Origin of the sequence: Aeromicrobium sp. Root344, from assembly GCF_001425755.1 — a bacterium.
In the GTDB taxonomy this organism is placed as follows: Bacteria; Actinomycetota; Actinomycetes; order Propionibacteriales; family Nocardioidaceae; genus Aeromicrobium.
In genome coordinates, this window is sequence record NZ_LMDH01000001.1 from 2,767,210 (window position 1) to 2,786,873 (window position 19,664).

Consider the following 19,664-nt stretch of genomic DNA (forward strand, 5'->3'; position numbering starts at 1 on the left):
GCTGGCGGTTTACCAAGAGGTCAGGGCAATCTGCACACTCAGCAGGGCAAACCGTCACACCTCAGGGCGTGCGCGCCGTGAGATGTGGCTGTCTGCCCTGACCTCTTGGTAAACCGCCAAGCCGCGACGGGTCAGGCGTGCTCGGCGCTCAGCAGGTAGGCCGTGACGAGCCGTTTGAGCTCGATGATCGACTCGGCGTGCTCCTGGCCGTCGCGGATCGAGAAGTTGAGCATCGAGTAGACGACGTGCACCAGCACCTCGGCCATGATCTGCCGGCGTTCACGCGGCGTGCCGGGGGTCAGCGGAGCCAGGGCCCGCGCCACCTCCGCGGCGAGCTCCCGCTCCGTCACCGCGGCGGTCGCGCGGGTCGCCGGCGTCGACTGCACCGCGAGCCACACGGCGCGGCGTGACGGGTCGTTGACCCACAGCGCGGCCATGTGGTCGACGAGCCGGTTGAGGAACTTGAGCCAGTCGAGCGTCGGGATGGCCTCGGCGAAGCTCGCGAGCTCCTGCCGTACGGCGACCGCGTCGACCCGGTCGAGCTCGCACACGATGACGTACTTGTTCTGGAAGAACTGGTAGAGCGTGCCGATCGGCAGACCCGCGCGGTGCGCGACCTCCTCGCACGTGAACGACTCGAAGCCGACGTCGAGCAGCAGCTCGCGCGACACCTGCAACAGGTGGTCGAACTTCTTGTGGCTACGCTCCTGCGTCGGGCGGCGCCGGGGTTCGAGGATCTCGGCCGTCACGGGCGCAACCCTATCCCGTAGCGGCGCGTCCTGCGGCGATCAAGGGCACGATCATGTCGCCGATGCCGTCGAAGCCGGCCCCCACGGTCTGCCCGTGCGAGTGGCGGTAGTGGATGCCCTCGAGGATCACGGCGAGCTTGAAGAACGCGAGCGCGAGGTGGAACCCGATGTCGCCGACGTCCCGCCCGGACTCTGCGGCGTACCGGGCGAGCACCTCGTCGCGGCTGAGGTAGCCGGGCGCCAGGGGTGCGTCCGTGATCATCGCGGTGTCGCCCGACGGGGGAGCGACCTCGGCGAGCTGCTGGTAGGCCAGCAGCACCGCGACGTCGGTCAGCGGATCGCCGAGCGTGCTCATCTCCCAGTCGAGCACCGCGGTGACCTGGTCCTGGTCGTCGACGAGCAGGTTGTCGAGCCGGAAGTCTCCGTGCACGATCGTGCCGTCCCCGTTGGCTGGGATGTGGGACTCGAGGTGTGCGACGAGCTCGTCCATGCCCGGCAGCTCGCGGCTGCTCGACGCCTCGAGCTGCTTCTTCCAGCGGGCGACCTGGCGTCCCAGGTAGCCGTCAGGACGGCCGAAGTCGCCGAGACCCACGGCGGCGGAGTCGACGGCGTGCAGCGCGACGAGCGTGTCGACCATGCGCTCGCTGATGCCGCGCGTGCGTTCGGCGCCGAGCGGCTCGAGCTGGGACGCCCGGCCGTACGGCGTGCCGGCGACCTTCTCCATCACGTAGAACGGCGCACCGATGACCTCGGTGTCCTCGCAGTGGGCGATCATCTGCGGCACGGGTACGTTCGTGGGCGCCAACGCCGCCATGACCCGGTACTCCCGGCCCATGTCGTGTGCCGTGGCGAGGACGTGACCCAAGGGCGGGCGGCGTACGACGTAGTCACGCGACCCGGCGCTCAGCGTGTAGGTCAGGTTGGACTTGCCGCCCGTGATGAGGCTTGCCGTCAGCGGCCCGGTGACGAGCTCGGGACGCTCACGCTCCAGCCAGTTCTGCAGCGCCGCGAGGTCGAGACCCTTGGGATCATCCGTCATGTCGATGTCCCCTTGGGTAAGGCACGGTAAGGCGACACCGACATGACATGCCCTCGTTTCACTCGCTGGCGCTCGCTCATGTCAGGCCTTGGGCCCGCCGGCGACGTAGATGACCTGGCCGGACACGAAGCCGGCGCCTTCGCTCACGAGGAACGACACCGTGTGGGCGATGTCCTCGGGCTGGCCGACGCGAGCCACCGGGATCTGCTCGGCGTTCCACGTGATGAAGTCGTCGAACGGGATCTTCATGCGCTCGGCGGTCGACGCGGTCATGTCGGTCTGGATGAAGCCGGGGGCGATGGCGTTGGCCGTGATGCCGAACTTGCCGAGCTCGATCGCCAGGGTCTTGGTGAAGCCCTGCATGCCGGCCTTGGCGGCGGAGTAGTTGGCCTGGCCGCGGTTGCCGAGCGCCGAGGTGCTCGAGAGGTTGACGATGCGGCCGAAGCCGGCCTCCGTCATGTGCTTCTGGGCGGCCTTGGTCATCAGGAACGCGCCGCGCAGGTGCACGTTCATGACGGCGTCCCAGTCGTCGACCGTCATCTTGAACAGCATGTTGTCGCGGATGATGCCGGCGTTGTTGACCAGGACGGTCGGGGCGCCGAGCTCGGCGGCGATGCGCTCGAAGGCGGCGGTGACCTGCTCCTCGTTGCTCACGTCGGCACCGACGGCGAGCGCCTTGCCCCCGGCGGCGGTGACGGCATCGACGGTGGCGGCACAGGACGCCTCGTCGAGGTCGACGACGGCGACCTGGAAGCCGTCGGCGGCCAGCCGCTGCGAGACGGCGGCGCCGATGCCTCGTGCGGCTCCGGTGACGATCGCGGTACGGGGTTCGGTCACGAGATGCTCCTTCGACGGGCGCCTAAGCGCTTGCTTAGTGAATTCCTCCCGCACGTTATCGCACGAGGCCCGCGTGTGCGAGATCACCGTCGAAATTGCCGGTGTTGAAGATGAAGGAACCCTCATGTTTGTGTATAGTTGAGGAAAACCTCATGTTTTAGGAGTCCTCGTGACGCAGCTCGACACCCCCTCGGTGGTTTCAGCGCCGGACCAGGCCGATCACCGCTCGACGCTCACGCAGCGCCGGCAGGATCGGTTCGCCCGGGTCGAACCCAAGGGCAAGCGCGTCTTCACGGCGCGCGAGCGGGCCGAGATGCTCGTCGACGACGGCTCCTTCGTCGAGATGACGCCGTTGCGCACGGCGGGTGGAGGCGCCGGCAGCGGTGTCGTCGCCGGTTGGGGTACCACCGACGGGCACGCGGTCGTCGTCGTCTCGCACGACGCGGCCGTGGCCTCCGGTGCGATCGGTGCCGTGATGGCCGACGCGATCATGAAGGCCCAGCGGTTCGCGATCGACAAGGGCTACCCGATCGTCTACATCAACGACTCGGGCGGCGCCCGCATCCACGACGGCATCTTCGCGCTGCACGGCTGTGGCGGCATCTTCGCCAACAACATCGAGGCGCAGCAGCGGATTCCGCAGATCTCCCTGATCATCGGCCCGTGCGCCGGTGCCGCGGCATACTCACCGGCTCTGACGGACTGGACCATCATGGTCAAGGAGCAGGGGCAGATGTTCCTGACCGGACCCGAGATCGTCAAGGCCGCGACGGGCGAGGACGCCACCGCCGAGGAGATCGGCGGATCGGCGCTGCACACCAAGGTCAGCGGGGTCGCGCACCTCGAGGTCGACAGCGAGGAAGAGGCGTTCCACGCGACACGCCTGCTCCTGTCGTTCCTGCCGACGCACAAGGGCGGTCCGCAGAAGCGGCACAGCTCGGTCCCGGCCAACCCCGGGGCTGCCGAGCGCCTGCCCACGCTGGTGCCGGACAAGTCCAGCGTCGTGTTCGACATGAACGCGCTGCTCGACGGCGTGCTCGACAACGGGGCACGGCTCGAGCTCATGCCGGCGCACGCTCCCAGCATCCTCACGCTGTTCGGTCGCCTCGACGGCCACGCGGTCGGCATCCTGGCCAACCAGCCCAACGCCCGTGGCGGCATCCTCGACGCCAAGGCGTCGGTCAAGGCCGCGCGCTTCGTCGAGTTCTGTGGTCGTTTCGACCTTCCGGTCCTGACGTTCGTCGACGTGCCCGGCTTCCTGCCCGGCACGGTCGAGGAGGGCCGCGGCGTCATCACGCATGGCGCCAAGCTCCTCAAGGCGTACGTCGAGACCAAGTCGCCCAAGCTGACCGTCGTGGTCCGCAAGGCGTACGGAGGCGCCTACATCGCGATGGGCTCCGCCTCGCTCGGTGCCGACGTCAACTGGGCCTGGTCGGGCTCGGAGATCGCGGTCATGGGCCCCGGCGGCGCCGTGGCGCTGCTGCACCGCCGTGCGCTCAAGGCCGCGGAGGAGCCGGCCAAGCTGCGTGACGAGCTCGCCGCGGTCTATCGCGAAGAGGTCGCGCGCCCCTACATCGCGGCCGAAGCCGGTATCGTCGACGACGTGATCCTGCCCGAAGAGACCCGCGACCGCATGGCTGCCGCCCTGCGCATGCTGACCCACGAGTCGTCGCTCTGATGTTCGCTGCGCGTGCCGAGATCGTCGCCAACGTCTGGAAGATCGTCGCCCGCGAGGGTGACCAGGTCGGGGTCGGCGACGTCCTCGCGGTCCTGGAGAGCATGAAGATGGAGATCCCGGTCTACGCCGAGGCGTCCGGGTTCGTCAGCAAGGTCCTCGTCGAGGTCGGGCAGATCGTCCAGGAGGGCGACCCGCTCATCGAGATCGACGAGAGCCACGCCTGACGCGTCTGGCATCATCGGCGGGTGCCCGTCACCGTCGTCCATGAGCTGCCCATGCGCTGGGCCGACCTGGACTCGCTCAACCACGTCAACAACGTCGTCTACCTCGACTACGCCGCGGAGAGCCGCGCGATGCTCGACGCCGACGGCGTCCTCGACGAGCATCCCGTACGCCGGACCGTCGTCGAGTTCCTCCGCCCGCTGCTGCTGAGCCGCCGTCCCGTCCACATCACCTCGACGGTCGAGGGCGACGAGCTGGTGCAGGAGATCCGGCCGGTCCCAGAGGCCGAGCCGTTCGCGCGGGTCACCACGACGCTCGGGGAGCCTGCACGGCTGCCTGCTTCGACCTCCGACGCCGACACGCTGCCGTGCCCGGTGCGCCGCAGCGACCTCGGCCCCGACGGGCTGGTGACGGGCGTCAAGGTGTTCGAGCTGTTCCAGGAGGCGCGGATCCTCTTGATCGCCAGCCGGCTCAAGGCGCTGTCGGCCGGGCGCTTCGTCGTCGGCCGGGTGGACGTGACGTACGGCGAAGGGATGCCGTGGCGCGCTGAGCCCTACGAGGTCTCGTCATGGGTCAGCCGGCTCGGCACGTCGTCGGCCGCGATCGAGGCGGAGATCATCGGCGCCGACACGGTGCATGGCCGCGCCAGCGCGGTGCTGATCGGGTTCGACCTGGAGACGCAGCGCTCCCGTCCGTACAGCGACGAGGAGCGCGAGGCGTTCGCGTCGCTCAGCCGGCCTGATTGACCATGAAGTTCGCGGCGTGCTGGACGTACGCCCAGAACTGCGCGTCGAGCTCGGGGGAGAGCTTGGCCTTGTCGAGCCCCTCGCGAAAGTGCACGAGCCAGCGGTCGCGAGCCTCGGGGGTCACCGCGAACGGCGCGTGACGCATGCGCAGACGCGGGTGCCCGCGCTGGTCGGAGTAGGTCGTGGGGCCGCCCCAGTACTGCTCGAGGAACATCCGGAACCGCTCGTTGGCGGGGCCGAGGTCCTCCTCGGGATAGAGCGGGCGCAGGAGCTCGTCGGTCGCGACCCCCTCGTAGAACGTGTCGACGATGAGCTTGATCGTGTCGTGCCCGCCGATCGCCTCGTAGAACGTGATGGTCTCGTCGCTCACGCCGGGGGCTCCTCGTCGGTGATCGTGGTGGACACGGGGAAGGTCGTGGGCATACGGATGCCTGCGCGGTCGAACTCGGCCTTGATGCGTTGGCGCATGGCGCGGGCGACGAGCCACTGTTGCGCCGGGGCGGTCTTGAGCACGACGCGTACGACCACGCCGTCCTTGTCGAAGCGCTCGACGCCCCACACCTCCGGCTGCTCGATGATGACGTCGTGGAAGCGCTGATCCTCGTAGGTCGTGGTGGCGACATCCTGGAGGATCTCCTGCACACGGTCGAGGTCGGCGTCGTACGAGACCGTCACGTCGAGGACCGTGCGCGCCCAGTTCTGGCTCTGGTTGCCCACGCGCAGGATCTCGCCGTTGCGGACGTACCAGACCGTGCCGTTGACGTCGCGGAGACGAGTGACGCGTAGGCCCACGGCTTCGACGGTCCCCGTGGCCTCGCCGAGGTCGACCGTGTCGCCGACGCCGTACTGGTCCTCGAGGATCATGAAGATGCCGGACAGGAAGTCCTTGACGAGGTTCTGCGCGCCGAAGCCGAACGCCAGGCCGAAGATGCCGGCGCTGGCGATGATGGGCGCGATGTTGGCGCCCAGCTGGGACAGCACCATCACGATGACGATGGCCAGGATCACGCCGGTGGCGACGCTCTTGAGCAGCGATCCCATCGTCTGCGCGCGCTGCTCCCGGCGCTGGTGGCTGCCCTGCTTGAGCCCGTCGAGGAACTCGCCGGCCTTGGAGTTGGCGATGACCCCGGGCACGGCGCCCTTGCTCGCCCGCGAGACGAGGCGATCGATGGATCTGCAGACGAACCACCGGAACACCAGCCCTGAGACGATGATCAGCAGGATTGAGAGCGGCGCGGCGACGAACCAGTCGTACGCCTTGCCGGCTGGCAGGTCCCAATTGACGTCGAGGGGTGACATTCCTCCAGCCTACGGGTGGATACGATGGTGCCCATGAGGACTCCCGCCCGCCTGCTCGGACCAGCGCTTGCCTTCGTGATCACGTTCTTCGCCGGATCGGCTGCGGCGTTCGCCGATCAGCCCACCGGTGGAGCCTGGCCGGACGGCAAGGAGCGCAGCGACCTGTGGTTGCTCGTGCTCTTCGGCGGCGGCACGGTCGGCCTCTTCATCATCATCTCGCTGTTCGCGCTGCTGACGGCCCGCAACAACTACGTGCCGCCGGCGCCCGGCAAGGAGATCCACGTCCGTACGGACAACACCCCCACCCCTCACCACTGACTCGAGCCAGCTCCCCGCTGGGCCTGACGTTTCTGTTGCGAAACGCCGTGTGAGTTCAGCAGAAACGTCAGGCTCAGCGAGGGCTGTGGATCGCGGCAAGCGCGTGGCGGGTGCATCACGCACGATCTGCGGATGGACCACGTTGATCCCACCTTGGTGTCACTCCGTGTCAAGCGAGCCCAGGAGATGGGCTTCACGGCCGGTCAGCTTCGTGGCGACCAGTGGCAGCACGTGGCACACGGCGTCGTACGGCCCGCATTCTTCGCGGTCGACCCGATATCGGCCAAGGTGGCGGATGCCGTCGCGCTGATGGGTCGCGCGAACGTGCTGGGTGGCTGGGCGTCGCTCTGGGTGCAGGGCAACACATGGTTCGACGGTTCGAATCGCGCTGGTGACCCACGTGACGTGTTGGTCCATTGCTTGGCCGGCTCGCAGCTACGAGTCCGGCCGGGCATTCTGCCGAGCCAAGCGGATCTACACCCCGATGAAATCGACACTCTGGGGCACTACGACGTCACAACACTCGCGCGCTCTGCACATGACGAGATGCGGATGGCGAGCAATCTTCGTGAGGCGGTTGTGGTGCTGGACATGGCGGTGAGCACCACTTCAAAGGTCGCTCACACCACACTCGGGGCGGTCCGCCGGGTCATCGATTCGCACCGAAAGACGCGCGGGATCGTTCAAGCAAGGAACGCTCTCGAGCTCGGAACGGCTCGATCCGCGAGCCCGTGGGAGACACGCACCCGTCTGCTGGCCCAGTTGGATGTCGGAATCAAGGAGCTCAAGGTAAATGTCCCAGTGTTCGACCTGTCCGAGAATCTTCTGGGCGTTGCGGACCTGATCGATCCCGAGACTGGGCTGGTCATCGAATCGGACGGGGCGGAGCACCGGGAGCTCTCCAGGCACACCGATGACAACGTGCGCGAAGAGAAGTTCGAGCGGGCCGGGCTCGTCGTGTGCCGCGTGACCTCGCTCGATCACGCAGACCGGTGGGCGACAGTGGGGCGCATCAACCGTGCATGGACTGACGCGGCCAGGACGAGTCGCAGGCTGTGGACGCTGGAACAGCCCGACTGGTGGACCTCATGGCCGCCTGCCCGGCGCTGGGCCTGACGTTTCTGCAGTTGCGACACGGCGTGTCGCAACAGAAACGTCAGGCTCAGCGGGGACCCAGCCCTAGAAGGCTGCTTGGGCCTTCAGGGCTCGGGCGAGGTCGTCGCGACCCTCGGAGACGTAGCGCTTCGCCGCCGGGTTGGCGTCGGTCGACGAGAGCCAGGCATCGACCTTGTCGAGCGAGGCCTGCGACGGGTTGGCCGACGGGAACAGGTAGATCAGTGCGACCTGCCCGATCCAGACGCCCATGTCGTCGATGATCGTGCTCGCCATCTCGAGGTAGCGATCGACGTACGGCTCGAGGACGTCGGCCTGACCGGCGACCTGGAACGCCAAGGCGGCCTGGCGACGTGTCTCGTTGGGCGTCGACGGGTCGACCGCGGCGATCTGCCACGCCTCGGCCTTGGCCTCGGCGACCGGCCGGATCGTCCGGGCGGCGACGGCGTTCTCCTGACCGGAGATCGTGTTGTCGCGCTCGAGCTCTGCGGCGATCTCGGCCTCGTCAGCAGCGCCGATGCGGGCCAGCGCGGTGACGATCGTCCAGCGCAGGTCCGCGTCGACCGAGAGGCCCTCGAGCCCACCGTCGAGGATCTCGCGCAGCCGCTCCGGTCCTGAGGCCGCCGAGGCGTACGCCCGGACGAGCGCCAGCTGGTGGTCGCTGCCCGGCTCGGCCGCCTGCATCAAGGCGCGCACGCCGGACTCCCAGCGCTCCTTGAGCTCCGGCCGCGCCTCGTCGGGCGTGAACAGGTTGACCGCACTGAGCCCCTGGCGCAGCAGCGAGCCGACCGCGGTGAGGTCGGTCTCCGACCCGACACCGGCGAGCACGAGGGTGACGAAGTCCGACGACGACAGCTCGGCGTCGCGGGTCATGTCCCATGCCGATCCCCAGCACAAGGCCCGGGGGAGCGAGTCCTCGAACGTCGCGATGCTCTCGATCAACGTCGCGAAGGAACGCTCGTCGAGCCGGATCTTGGCGTACGTCAGGTCGTCGTCGTTGAGCAGGATCAGGTCGGGCTGCTTGGTGTCGATCAGCTCGGTGATCTGCGTCGACGCACCGCGGATGTCGGTCTCGACGCGCTCCGTGCGCACGAGCTTGCCCTCGACCTGGTCGTAGAGGCCGATCGCGACGCGGTGGCGCCGCAGCGTCGGATAGGCGTCGATGGCGCTCTGCTCGACGGAGAACGACGTGAAGTAGCCCTCGTCGTTGGTCTCGAACGACGCGCGCAGCGTGTTGACGCCCGACGTCTGCAGCCACTCCTCGGCCCACTCGCTCAGCTCACGGCCGGATGCCGCCTCGAGCTCGACGAGCAGGTCCTTGAGCTCGGTGTTGCCGTACGCGTGCTTGCCGAAGTAGGCCCGAAGGCCGGCGAAGAAGTCCTTCTCGCCGACCCACGCCACGAGCTGCTTGAGCGCGGAGGCGCCCTTGGCGTACGTGATGCCGTCGAAGTTGGCCTCGACCGCGTGCAGGTCGTAGTTGTCGGCCGCGATGGGGTGCGTCGACGGGAGCTGGTCCTGGCGGTAGGCCCAGTTCTTGCGGGCGTTGGTGAAGCTCGTCCACGAGTCGGTGAACCGCGTCGCGTTGGTCGCCGAGTGCGAGGCGGCGAATTCCGCGAACGACTCGTTGAGCCACAGGTCGTCCCACCACTTCATCGTCACGAGGTCGCCGAACCACATGTGCGCCATCTCGTGCAGGATCGTGTTGGCCCGCTGCTCGTACGCGGCGACGGTCTGCCGGCTGCGGAAGATCATCTCGTCGCGGAACGTCACGGCGCCGGCGTTCTCCATCGCCCCCATGTTGTACTCCGGGACGAACAGCTGGTCGTACTTGCCGAACGGGTAGGCCATCTCGAACGCACCCTCGAAGAACTCGAACCCCTGCTTCGTGACGAGGAAGATGTCGTCGGCGTCGAGGTGCGGGGCGACCGACTGGCGGCAGAAGATGCCGAGCGGGATCTCCTCGTACGCTCCGCGGTAGGAGTCGGTCACCGAGACGTACTCGCCGGCGATCAGCGCGGTGATGTAGGTCGACATGCGCTTGGTCGGCTCGAAGTGCCACGTCGACGTGCCCTCGGCGGCGGCGACGGGCTCGGGCGTGGGGGAGTTCGACACGACGGCCCAGTCCGACGGCGCCGTGACGTGGAACGTGAAGACCGCCTTGAGGTCGGGCTGCTCGAACGTCGTGAACACGCGCCGGGCGTCCGGCACCTCGAACTGCGTGTAGAGGTAGACGCGCTGGTCGACGGGGTCGACGAACCGGTGCAGGCCCTCGCCGGAGCGCGAGTAGGCACAAGTGGCGTCGACGACGAGCTCGTTGCTCTCGGCGAGGCCGGTCAGCGCGATGCGGTTGTCGGCGTACGCCGAGACGTCGACGGGGTCGCCGTTGAGCGTGATCGAGGAGATTTCGGCATCGACGAGGTCGACGAACGTCGAGGCGCCGGGTGTGGCGCCGAACCGGATCGTCGTGACCGAGCCGAAACGCGTCTCGGAGTCGAGGGTGAGGTCGAGCTGCACGTCGTACGTCTCTGTGGAGACGACGGAGGCGCGCTCGCTGGCTTCTTCGCGGGTGAGGTTGGTACCAGGCATGTTCGCCATGCTTTCACGCTGCCGTCCATGGGACGAGGCGGGTGGACGAGACGATCTAGGGGAGGATGAGCACATGAACGAGCGCAGCGAGCGAAACATCGGGCTCTTCATGACCCGACCTCCATATCGTTGGCTCCTGTCGGAGGTCGGGTCATGAACATTCCGTTCGCCGAGTCCGAGCGCTCGACCGTGGGCATCGAGTGGGAGCTCGCGCTCGTCGACTCGGACTCCGGCGACCTCCGCCAGGTCGCCCAGACCGTGCTCGACGCGGTCGCACCGGCCGGTGGCGGCGAGCACCCGCACATCCGCCAGGAGCTGCTGCTCAACACCGTCGAGATCGTGTCCGGGGTGTGTCACACGGTCGGCGAGGCCGGTGCGGACCTCGAGCGGGCGATCGAGGAGATCCGGGCAGTGACCGATCCGCTGCGCGTCGAGCTCATGTGTGCCGGCACGCATCCCTTTGCGGCGTGGGACCACCAGAAGGTCACGGACAAGGAGCGCTACGCGACGCTGATTGACCGTACGCAGTGGTGGGGCCGGCAGATGTTGATCTACGGCGTCCACGTGCACGTCGGCATCGAGGACCGCGACAAGGTGCTGCCGATCAGCCGCGCCCTGCTCACCTACTACGGCCACCTCCAGGCGCTCAGTGCCTCGTCGCCGTTCTGGGGCGGCAAGGAGACCGGCTATGCCTCCAACCGCGCGCTGATGTTCCAACAGCTCCCGACGGCGGGGCTGCCGTTCCAGTTCGAGGAGTGGAGCCAGCTCGAGGGCTATGTCGACGACATGATGCACACGGGTGTCATCGACGTGTTCGACGAGATCCGCTGGGACCTGAGGCCGTCCCCCAAGTTCGGCACCCTCGAGGTACGCGTCTGCGACGGCATCCCGTCGATGGACGAGCTGCTCAGCATCTCGGCGCTGACGCACTGCCTCGTCGAGTTCTTCTCCTCCGAGCTCGACGCCGGTCGCGAGCTGCCCACCGTGCCACCGTGGTTCGCCCAGGAGAACAAGTGGCGCTCCGCCCGCTACGGCATGGACGCGATCCTCATCCTCGACAAGCACGCCGACGAGGAGCTCGTGACGACGCACCTGCATCGCGTGCTCGAGCAGCTCGCACCTGTGGCCGAACGGCTCAAGTGCACCGAGGAGCTCGGCGGCATCCACGACATCATCTCGGGCGGCGCGTCCTACCAACGGCAGCGCAGAGTCGCTGCGATGAACGGCGGAGAACTCGACGCCGTGGTCGGATCTCTCGTCGAGGAAATGCGCGCGGGTCGTCCGTTGTTGAACTTTCCATGACTTCTACTGACACCGCCACGCCCGCGACCGCCTCGACCTCGACCGAGGCGGTCGACTTCTGGTTCGACCCGTTGTGCCCGTTCGCCTGGATCACGTCCCGATGGATGCTCGAGGTCGAGCAGGTCCGCGACGTGACGACCACGTTCCACGTCATGAGCCTGTCCGTGCTCAACGAGGACAAGGACGTCGAGCAGCGCTACAAGGACATGCTGGAGCGCGGCTGGGGCCCCGTGCGTCTCGCGATCGCCGTCGAGCAGGCGCACGGGTCCGAGGCCCTGCGCTCGTTCTACACCTCGATCGGCACGAAGCACCACAACGAGAAGCGTGAGTTCGACAAGGCCCTCTACGAAGAGGTGCTCGAGGAGATCGGCCTGCCGCTCGAGCTCGTCGCGGCAGCCGACGACACGTCGCTCGACGAGGCCGTGCGCGCGTCGCACAAGATCGGCATCGACCGCGTCGGCGAGGAGGTCGGCACGCCCGTGATCGCGATCGGCGGCACGGCGTTCTTCGGCCCGGTGCTCCAGAGCATCCCTCGCGGCGAGGTCGCCGGGTCGGTGTTCGACGGCGCCCGTCTGCTGGCGAGCTACCCGGACTTCTTCGAGCTCAAGCGCACCCGCAAGGGCGAGCTGTCGTTCGACTGAGCACCGGACGGGACTACTAGGCTCGTGCGCATGAGTCTTCATCCGCAGTCCCGAGAGCTGCTCGACGTGCTGGGACCCTCCGCGTACGGCTCGCTCGCCGAGACGTACGCGGAGATCCGGGCGACCGCCCGGGCCGCCGCCCTCGCGAGCACCGACCGGATCGGGCTCGACCACGTCAGCGACGTCGACGCGGATGGTGTGCCGTGCCGGCTCTACCGTCCCCGTCAGGGCGCTCCGGTGGCGCTCTACGTCCACGGTGGCGGCTGGGTCCTGCACGATCTCGAGACGCACGACAGCTTCTGCCGATACCTCGCGCACACGACGGGATGGGCGCTGTTGGCGGTCGACTACCGTCGCGCCCCGGAGCATCCCCATCCGGCTCCGCTCGACGACGTGCAGACCGCCGCCTCCTGGTTGCGTACGCACGACCGTGAGCACCGCGTCGACGCGTCGTTCCTGCCGGCGGTCGGCGACTCGTCGGGCGCCAACCTCGTCGCCGGACTCGCCGTGCGGCAGCCGGCGGCGATCGACTTCCAGGTGCTGATGTACCCGCCGGTCGACCGCCGCGCCGACCTGGCCGGACCCGATGACAACGCGGCGCTCGAGCGTGACGCGATGGAGTGGTTCTGGGACTCGTACGCACCCGGCGACACGGGGGACCTCCCCGAGGTCTCGGTCGTCAACGCGACCAACCTGGCCGAGCACCCTCCGGCGTTCCTCGTGACCAACGAGCACGACCTCCTGCGGGACCAGGGCGAGGCGTACGCGGCGCAGCTGGCCGAGGCCGGCGTCGACGTGACCGCGTTCCGCGCGCTCGGCATGGTGCACTCCTACTGGCGGCAACCGGCGGTGTTCGACGCCGCCCGGGCGACCGTCACGATGGTCGGCGCGCTGCTCGACGCCCGTCGGTCGCGCGCACGCTGACTGGCATACTGAGCGCGTGACCGGGGACGTGCGGAAGCCGAGCAAGCGCTCCCAGACCCTTCGCAAGCAGGTCGCCGAGCGACCCAGACTGGTCGTGCTGCCGCTGGTCGGAGTGGCCCTGGCGGTGCTCCTGGTGCGACTGCCGGACGCAGGCACCTTCGCGTCGCTGCTGGTCCTGCTCGCCGGCACGTTCCTCGTCCCGAGGATCTCGGAGTCGCCGTCGTACGCCTACGGGTTGCCGGGCGTCCCGGACGGCCCACCGAAGCCGAGCCGCGTCCCGGTCGAGGCGCACACCTGGGTCAGCCTCGCTGCAGCCGCGATCGCGGTGCTGCTGACCGTCGTGGGTGCCTCGTGGCCGGCCTTCGCTGCCCTTGCCGCCGTCGCCGTCGTCGCCTGGCTCGCGTGCGCGGCGACGATGCTGCGCTACCTGCGTCACGGCCGACGCGTGCGACAGGCGCTCGAGGCGTACGCACCGACGATCGCGATGGGGTTCGCCGGGCGCTCCGGAGGACCGTGGCAGCTCCGCATGTGGGAGCCCTACCTGCTGCGTTCGGGCGAGCGCTGTGTCGTGATCACGCTGCACGAGAAGTACCTGCCGCTGATCCTCGACGGCGCGGACCTGACGTCCCCACTCGTCCAGCTCGGCTCGCGAGGCGCGCGTGACCTCGACTCGCTGTTCGTGCCGTCGATCCGCGCGGTGTTCTACGTGCAGAACGCGCAGGCCAACAAGGGGTTCATGGCGCACACGGACCTGACGCACGTGTGGCTCAACCACGGCGACTCCGACAAGCCGGCCAACTTCAACCCGCGCCACGCCCTCTACGACGTGCTGGTCGTGTGCGGACAAGCCGGCATCGATCGCTACGGACGGCACGGCATCCACGTCGCGCCCGAGAAGTTCCGCATCCTCGGCCGCCCCCAGGCCTCGGGCGTACGTCCGGCGCGCGGTCCCATCGCAGAGCTCGAGTCCAAGGTCGTGCTCTACGCCCCGACCTGGCAGGGGCTCGACGAGTCGGTCAACTTCTCGTCGCTGGAGAAGGGGCCCGAGATCGTCAAGGCGCTGATCGACCGCGACGTCACGGTGATCTTCCGTCCCCACCCGCTGAGCCATCGCTGGCGCATCCGCCGTGCCGTCATCCAGGAGATCCACGCGATCCTGCACGCTGACAAGCAGAGCTCGCACCGCCGGCACCAATGGGGCAAGACGGTCGGCAACGTCTGGACCGTCGTCGACTGCGCGAACCGCTCCGACGCCCTGATCTCGGACGTGTCGAGCGTCGTCTCGGACTTCCTGCAGTCCGAGAAGCCCTACGTCATGACCAGCATGCGTGCCGGCGTCGAGGCGTTCCGCGAGGAGTTCTCCGTCGCCGAGACCGGCTACGTCCTGCTCGGCGACCTGTCCAACCTCGACGAGGTGCTCGACGACCTGTTGGTGCGCGATCCGCTCGCAGCGGCACGCGCCGAGCGCAAGCGGTACGTGCTCGGCGACTTCGTCGGCGAGGAGTCGGCCGACGCGTTCGCGGCGTTCGTGCGCGAGCTCGTCAGAGGTGCGTGAGCATGTCGTCACAGGGACTGGAAGACTGAGCACATGCGCGTCCACATCGGCTCCGACCATGCCGGCTTCGAGCTCAAGACCCACCTGATCACCTGGCTCACCGACAACGGCTACGAGCCCGTCGACCACGGCGCCCACGAGTACGACGCCGAGGACGACTACCCGCCGTTCTGCATCGCGGCTGCCTCCGCCGCCGTGGCCGAGCCCGGCTCGCTCGGCGTCGTCATCGGCGGGTCCGGCAACGGTGAGCAGATCGCCGCCAACAAGGTCAAGGGTGCGCGTGCGGCCCTCGGCTGGAGCACCGAGACCGCGTCGCTGGCGCGTCAGCACAACGATGCGCAGGTCATCGCCGTCGGCGCGCGCATGCACACCGCGGACGAGGCCACCGCGATCGTCGAGACGTTCTTGACGACGCCTTGGAGCCACGCCGAGCGTCACCAGCGCCGGATCGACATGCTGCTGGCCTACGAGGAGACCGGCGAGCTTGCCTGAGGGGCACACGCTCCACCGGCTCGCGGACGAGCTCCGCACCGCCTTCACCGGCCGTGCCGTGACCTCGTCGAGCCCGCAGGGCCGCTTCGCCGCCGAGGCAGCGCGCATCGACGGCCGGGTGCTGGACGGCGCCGAGGCGTGGGGCAAGCACGTCTTCGTGTCGTTCGCCGACGTGCCTGAGCAGGTGCACGTCCACCTCGGCCTCTATGGCACGTTCCTCATCACGCCCGGGACCGGTCGCCCGGTCGTCGGCCAGGTGCGGTGGCGGATGGAGGCGACATCCACCGCCGACCTGCGCGGACCCAACGCCTGCGAGCTGCTCACGCCGCCGGAGGTCGACGCACTGATCGGACGACTCGGACCCGACCCGCTGCGCGACGACGCCGATCCCGAGCGAGCATGGCGCCGCATCCACCGCTCCTCGACGCCGATCGCCGCCCTGCTGATGGACCAGGCCGTGCTCGCCGGCGTCGGCAACGTCTATCGCGCCGAGGTGCTGTTCCGCAACGAGGTCGCCCCGATGACTGCCGGTCGTCGCATCACCCGCAAGCGGTGGGACGCGATGTGGGCCGACCTCGTGGAGCTGATGCACGAGGGCGTACGCACGGGGCGCATCGACACGGTCCGAGCCGAGCACGAGCCGGAAGCCATGGGGCGCGAGCCACGAGCCGACGACCACGGGGGAGAGGTCTACGTCTACCGGCGCGAGGGGCAGCCGTGCCTCGTCTGCGACACGCCCGTCCGCCGTCGCGTTCTCGCTGGCAGAAACCTGTTTTGGTGCCCGGCATGCCAGCATCGTGGATAGGCTCGACGACGTGATGCGAGGATTCCGGCGGACGCTGCCCACGGCGGCGCGCTACGTCGACGACCGGATCGTCCGGTGGCGCACGGGCACGAGCGAGGGCCAGGTCGTGGTCGTCTCGGCCCTGATCATCATGTCCGCCCTCATCATGCTCGCGTCGCTGGTCAGCTACAACACGTTCCCGGCGGCCACCTTCGTGATCCCCATGCTGCTCGGCACGATGGCACTGCGCTACAAGCCGTTGCTCGCCCTCGTGCTGTTCATCGTCGTCGCGACCGCGACCACGGTGACGCACGAGACGATCAACAGCGGGATGACCACCGGACGCGTCAGCACGCTCATCGTCATGGCGATCGTCGCGGTCATCGTGCTGTTCGAGTCGAGCCGGCACCGAAGCGGCCTGCCCGGTCCGTTGGGCGAGGCGATGCTCGTCGAGCTCAAGGACCGGCTCCAGGCGCAAGGCGTCGTGCCGCCCCTGCCTGAGGGCTGGACGTCGCAGTCGGCGATGCTGTCGGCCGGCGGCGCCAAGTTCGCCGGCGACTTCCTGGTCGCCAACCTCTCCGATGACGAGACCCGGCTGGAGATGGTCCTGGTCGACGTGTGTGGCAAGGGCGTCGCGGCCGGCACTCAGTCGTTGCAGTTCGCGGGCGCACTCGGTGGCCTGATCGGCGCGCTGCCCCCGCTGGGGCTGTTCTCGGCCGGCAACGACTTCTTGATCCGGCAGGACTGGGACGAGGGCTTCGCCACCGCCGTGCACGTCCTGGTCGACCTGACGACCGGTGACTACTCGATCATCAACGCCGGGCACCCACCGGCGCTCCGCTGGAACGCCGAACGCCAGGTCTGGGACATCGACGGCGCACGGGGCACGGCGCTGGGCATCATGAAGCGCCCCGACTTCCACCAGACCACGGGCCGGCTCGAGGACGGCGAGGCCCTGATGTTCTACACCGACGGGGTCGTCGAGTCCCGTACGCAGGACTTCACCGCCGGCATCGAGTGGCTGCGCACCGAGGCTGCCGCGGTCGTGTCACACGGTTTCGACCAGGCGCCTCGACGCATCCTCAAGCTCGTCAGCTCGGGCGACGACGACCGCGCGGTGCTGATCCTCAGTCGTTCCGCGGTTCGGAGCCCGTTGGTTGCGGAAACTGAGTCTTCAGCATCGCATCCCAACCTCTCGCTCCCATGAGGCTGCGGGTCCTGATCGACAGGGTGGCCGACGGCGTCACGGTGTAGCGGATGTGCGGCCGGCGGGCCGTCAGCGACTTCTCGATGACCTTGGCGACGGCGTCCGGGCCACCACCGAGGCGGCGCATCGGCCCGGCATACACCTCCTTCGTCGCCTTGGCGACCTCGGCGTTGAACGTCGCGTAAGGGCCGTCGGCGTTGCTGGCCATCGACGCCACCGCGGCATTCTCGAAGTTGGTCGTGATCAGGCCCGGCTCGACGATGACGACCTTGACGCCGAACCCGGCGACCTCGAAGCGCAGGGCGTCCGACAACGCCTCCACGGCGTACTTCGTCGCGTGATAGGCCCCGCCGCCGGGGAACACCAGCCGGCCGCCCATCGACGAGATGTTGACGATCCGCCCGTTGCCTCGCGCGCGCATCGTCGGCAGGACGAGCTGGCACATCCGCACCAGCCCGAACACGTTGGTCTCGAACTGCCGGCGTACGTCGTCGAGATCGAGCGTCTCCACCGCCCCGGACTGCGAGTAGCCCGCGTTGTTGACGAGCGCGTCGATGCGGCCCGACTCGGTCAGCACGGCGTCGACAGCCGAGGTCATCGACTCCTCGCTCGTGACGTCGAGCGCCAGCGCATGACACCCCGCAGCCTCCAGGCCGGCAAGGGTCTCGGGCTTGCGCGCCGTGGCGTAGACGGTCCAACCGGCGCCGGCCAGGCGGGCGGCGGTCGCCTCACCGATGCCGGACGAGCAGCCGGTGATGAGCACGGTGCGAGCGGTGCGATCGGTCATGTCGCTCAGTATGGCCGCGCGGACGTGATTACGATACGCAGATGGCCGACGAGCGCGAGCCCATCCGATTCGCCGACGCGGCCGAGGCCGAGGCCTGGTACGAAGCGCACCATGCGGACACCGATCGCGCCTGGTTCGTGATCGCCAAGAAGGGCTCGACGCTCAGCACGCCGACGTTGGCAGAGCTGCTCGACCTTGCGCTGGCCTTCGGGTGGATCGACGGCCTGCGCCGTTCGCTCGACGATGCGGCCTACCTCCAGTCGTACGGGCCACGGCGCCCGCGGAGCCCGTGGTCGCAGATCAACCGTGACAAGGTCGCGGCATTGACCGCTGCCGGTCGCATGCGCCCCGCCGGGCTCGCGGAGGTGGAGCGGGCCAAGCAGGACGGCCGGTGGGACGCGGCGACGGCGAGCCCGTCGACCGCGGAGGTGCCCGAGGACTTCCTCGCAGCGCTGGAGGCGAACCCGGCCGCCAAGGCCTTCTTCGCGACACTCAACAAGAGCAACACGTTCGCGGTCTACTACCAGCTCCATCACGCCAAGCGGCCCGAGACCCGGGTCCGCCGGATCGAGAAGTTCATCGCGATGTTCGAGCGTGGCGAGACCCTGAACTAGACAGTGCGGTCGACCCTGCGGTGGTAGTGGGTGCCGGCCTTGCCGCCGGCCAGTGCCGCAAGGAGCGTCGCGAAGATCGCCGCCGCGATCGTGATGGCACCCCCGAGGGTCAGGTCGTCCGTGGGGATCGGCACGTCGGGGATGTCGACGCGATTCATGACGTCGTACTCCGAGCCCCACGCGGCCCCGATGATCGCCGCGATCACGACGACGACAAGGCTGATGAGCCACACGGCCCAGCCTTGTCGCGTGCCGTCGAAGCGGGACATCCGGCCCGCGACGTAGCCACCGGCGTAGAAGCTGATCAACAGCACCACGAGCAGCACGATCGCGGCCGCGACGCTGATCTGGCCGGCCTCGCGCTCGATGTCCGACTGGGTGATGTCGTTGGCGTCCCCGACGGCTGCTGCGATGGCGCCGATGATGCTCGACAGCAGGACCGCCATGCCGACGGCAACGAGCCAGCCGAAGAAGCCGGCGCCCAGGTTCATGCCGCCCCAGCGTTCGCGCTGGTGCTCCTCGACCTCGGCGTCCCGCTGGTCGGGGCCGATGTACGCCGTCCGGTCCTCGTCGCGCGTACGCGTGTCGGTGTCGACGTGGTTGCCCTTGTCCCTGTTCCAGATCATGGCCGTCTCCTGTCGTGCACGTCCTCCTGGGGAGGCTTTCGGGCCCGAGTACCCGTTTCACCGGGGTCTCAAGCAAAAACCGCGCCAGCCGTGCCCGGTTCGATGAGGGGTCGCTGGGTATCGAGACGGCGACGAAAGGGGACAC

21 protein-coding genes are annotated in these 19,664 nt (G+C 68.5%); 13 read left to right on the plus strand and 8 right to left on the minus strand.

What is annotated here, in order from left to right; genetic code table 11:
• Positions 1-131: 131 nt before the first annotated feature.
• From ASC61_RS13630 to fabG, 3 genes are all read right to left on the minus strand, one after another.
• Positions 132-749: a TetR/AcrR family transcriptional regulator gene (locus ASC61_RS13630; RefSeq protein WP_056212758.1), complete on the minus strand. Its 618-nt coding sequence runs from the start codon at positions 747-749 to the stop codon at positions 132-134.
• 10 nt (positions 750-759) lie between these two features.
• Positions 760-1,788 carry a phosphotransferase family protein gene (locus ASC61_RS13635; protein WP_056212759.1) on the minus strand — a complete coding sequence of 343 codons (1,029 nt, stop codon included), beginning with the start codon at positions 1,786-1,788 and terminating at the stop codon, positions 760-762.
• Positions 1,789-1,869: 81 nt separating this feature from the next.
• A complete protein-coding gene (gene fabG / locus ASC61_RS13640) occupies positions 1,870-2,625 on the minus strand; it encodes a 3-oxoacyl-ACP reductase FabG (RefSeq protein ID WP_056212761.1) in 756 nt (251 codons plus the stop codon).
• Positions 2,626-2,794: 169 nt separating this feature from the next.
• On the opposite strand from fabG, the gene ASC61_RS13645 reads away from it, so the two are divergent.
• The 3 genes from ASC61_RS13645 to ASC61_RS13655 are packed head-to-tail and all read left to right on the plus strand — an operon-like array spanning position 2,795 to position 5,271.
• Positions 2,795-4,303 (plus strand): acyl-CoA carboxylase subunit beta, encoded by a 1,509-nt coding sequence (locus ASC61_RS13645; protein WP_056212764.1) that lies wholly within the window; start codon positions 2,795-2,797, stop codon positions 4,301-4,303.
• Positions 4,303-4,527, plus strand: a complete 225-nt coding sequence (locus ASC61_RS13650; RefSeq protein ID WP_056212772.1) for a biotin/lipoyl-binding carrier protein — start codon at positions 4,303-4,305, stop codon at positions 4,525-4,527. Before ASC61_RS13645 ends, ASC61_RS13650 begins: the two co-directional genes overlap by 1 nt.
• A gap of 21 nt (positions 4,528-4,548) precedes the next feature.
• Entirely contained in the window at positions 4,549-5,271 is a 723-nt protein-coding gene (locus ASC61_RS13655; protein WP_056212773.1) for an acyl-CoA thioesterase, read from the plus strand.
• On the opposite strand, the gene ASC61_RS13660 is transcribed toward ASC61_RS13655, so the two are convergent.
• Positions 5,255-5,641 carry a globin gene (locus tag ASC61_RS13660; RefSeq protein ID WP_056212775.1) on the minus strand — a complete coding sequence of 129 codons (387 nt, stop codon included), beginning with the start codon at positions 5,639-5,641 and terminating at the stop codon, positions 5,255-5,257. The two genes, ASC61_RS13655 and ASC61_RS13660, sit on opposite strands and share 17 nt — an antisense overlap.
• On the minus strand, positions 5,638-6,570 hold the full coding sequence (locus tag ASC61_RS13665) for a mechanosensitive ion channel family protein (RefSeq protein WP_056212777.1): 933 nt from the start codon (positions 6,568-6,570) through the stop codon (positions 5,638-5,640). Before ASC61_RS13665 ends, ASC61_RS13660 begins: the two co-directional genes overlap by 4 nt.
• A gap of 33 nt (positions 6,571-6,603) precedes the next feature.
• Here ASC61_RS13665 and ASC61_RS13670 point away from each other — a divergent pair, with 33 nt between their 5' ends.
• Both ASC61_RS13670 and ASC61_RS13675 read left to right on the plus strand, forming a co-directional pair.
• Complete coding sequence (locus ASC61_RS13670) at positions 6,604-6,888, plus strand: hypothetical protein (RefSeq protein ID WP_056212778.1); 285 nt, start codon at positions 6,604-6,606, stop codon at positions 6,886-6,888.
• A gap of 132 nt (positions 6,889-7,020) precedes the next feature.
• Entirely contained in the window at positions 7,021-8,004 is a 984-nt protein-coding gene (locus ASC61_RS13675) for a hypothetical protein (protein ID WP_056212779.1), read from the plus strand.
• Positions 8,005-8,067: 63 nt separating this feature from the next.
• On the opposite strand, the gene pepN is transcribed toward ASC61_RS13675, so the two are convergent.
• Positions 8,068-10,587, minus strand: coding sequence for an aminopeptidase N (pepN, locus tag ASC61_RS13680; protein ID WP_056215683.1), 2,520 nt, complete (start codon positions 10,585-10,587; stop codon positions 8,068-8,070).
• Positions 10,588-10,740: 153 nt separating this feature from the next.
• Between pepN and ASC61_RS13685 the strand changes: the two genes are divergently transcribed.
• The 7 genes from ASC61_RS13685 to ASC61_RS13715 are packed head-to-tail and all read left to right on the plus strand — an operon-like array spanning position 10,741 to position 17,492.
• Complete coding sequence (locus ASC61_RS13685; RefSeq protein ID WP_056212780.1) at positions 10,741-11,889, plus strand: glutamate--cysteine ligase; 1,149 nt, start codon at positions 10,741-10,743, stop codon at positions 11,887-11,889.
• Positions 11,886-12,530: a mycothiol-dependent nitroreductase Rv2466c family protein gene (locus ASC61_RS13690; protein WP_056212781.1), complete on the plus strand. Its 645-nt coding sequence runs from the start codon at positions 11,886-11,888 to the stop codon at positions 12,528-12,530. Before ASC61_RS13685 ends, ASC61_RS13690 begins: the two co-directional genes overlap by 4 nt.
• 30 nt (positions 12,531-12,560) lie before the next feature.
• Entirely contained in the window at positions 12,561-13,454 is an 894-nt protein-coding gene (locus ASC61_RS13695; RefSeq protein ID WP_056212783.1) for an alpha/beta hydrolase, read from the plus strand.
• Positions 13,455-13,470: 16 nt separating this feature from the next.
• Entirely contained in the window at positions 13,471-15,009 is a 1,539-nt protein-coding gene (locus ASC61_RS13700; RefSeq protein WP_056212785.1) for a CDP-glycerol glycerophosphotransferase family protein, read from the plus strand.
• A gap of 33 nt (positions 15,010-15,042) precedes the next feature.
• The gene (locus ASC61_RS13705; protein ID WP_056212787.1) at positions 15,043-15,501 is read left to right on the plus strand and encodes a ribose-5-phosphate isomerase; all 459 of its coding nucleotides are present in this window, start codon (positions 15,043-15,045) and stop codon (positions 15,499-15,501) included.
• Complete coding sequence (locus tag ASC61_RS13710) at positions 15,494-16,306, plus strand: Fpg/Nei family DNA glycosylase (RefSeq protein ID WP_056212789.1); 813 nt, start codon at positions 15,494-15,496, stop codon at positions 16,304-16,306. Before ASC61_RS13705 ends, ASC61_RS13710 begins: the two co-directional genes overlap by 8 nt.
• Positions 16,307-16,319: 13 nt before the next feature.
• Positions 16,320-17,492: a PP2C family protein-serine/threonine phosphatase gene (locus ASC61_RS13715; RefSeq protein WP_056212791.1), complete on the plus strand. Its 1,173-nt coding sequence runs from the start codon at positions 16,320-16,322 to the stop codon at positions 17,490-17,492.
• Here ASC61_RS13715 and ASC61_RS13720 read toward each other — a convergent pair.
• Entirely contained in the window at positions 17,413-18,279 is an 867-nt protein-coding gene (locus ASC61_RS13720; protein ID WP_056212792.1) for an oxidoreductase, read from the minus strand. The genes ASC61_RS13715 and ASC61_RS13720 overlap by 80 nt on opposite strands.
• Positions 18,280-18,320: 41 nt before the next feature.
• On the opposite strand from ASC61_RS13720, the gene ASC61_RS13725 reads away from it, so the two are divergent.
• Entirely contained in the window at positions 18,321-18,893 is a 573-nt protein-coding gene (locus ASC61_RS13725) for a YdeI/OmpD-associated family protein (protein ID WP_056212794.1), read from the plus strand.
• On the opposite strand, the gene ASC61_RS13730 is transcribed toward ASC61_RS13725, so the two are convergent.
• Complete coding sequence (locus ASC61_RS13730; protein ID WP_056212796.1) at positions 18,890-19,519, minus strand: tripartite tricarboxylate transporter TctB family protein; 630 nt, start codon at positions 19,517-19,519, stop codon at positions 18,890-18,892. The two genes, ASC61_RS13725 and ASC61_RS13730, sit on opposite strands and share 4 nt — an antisense overlap.
• Positions 19,520-19,664 lie beyond the last annotated feature (145 nt).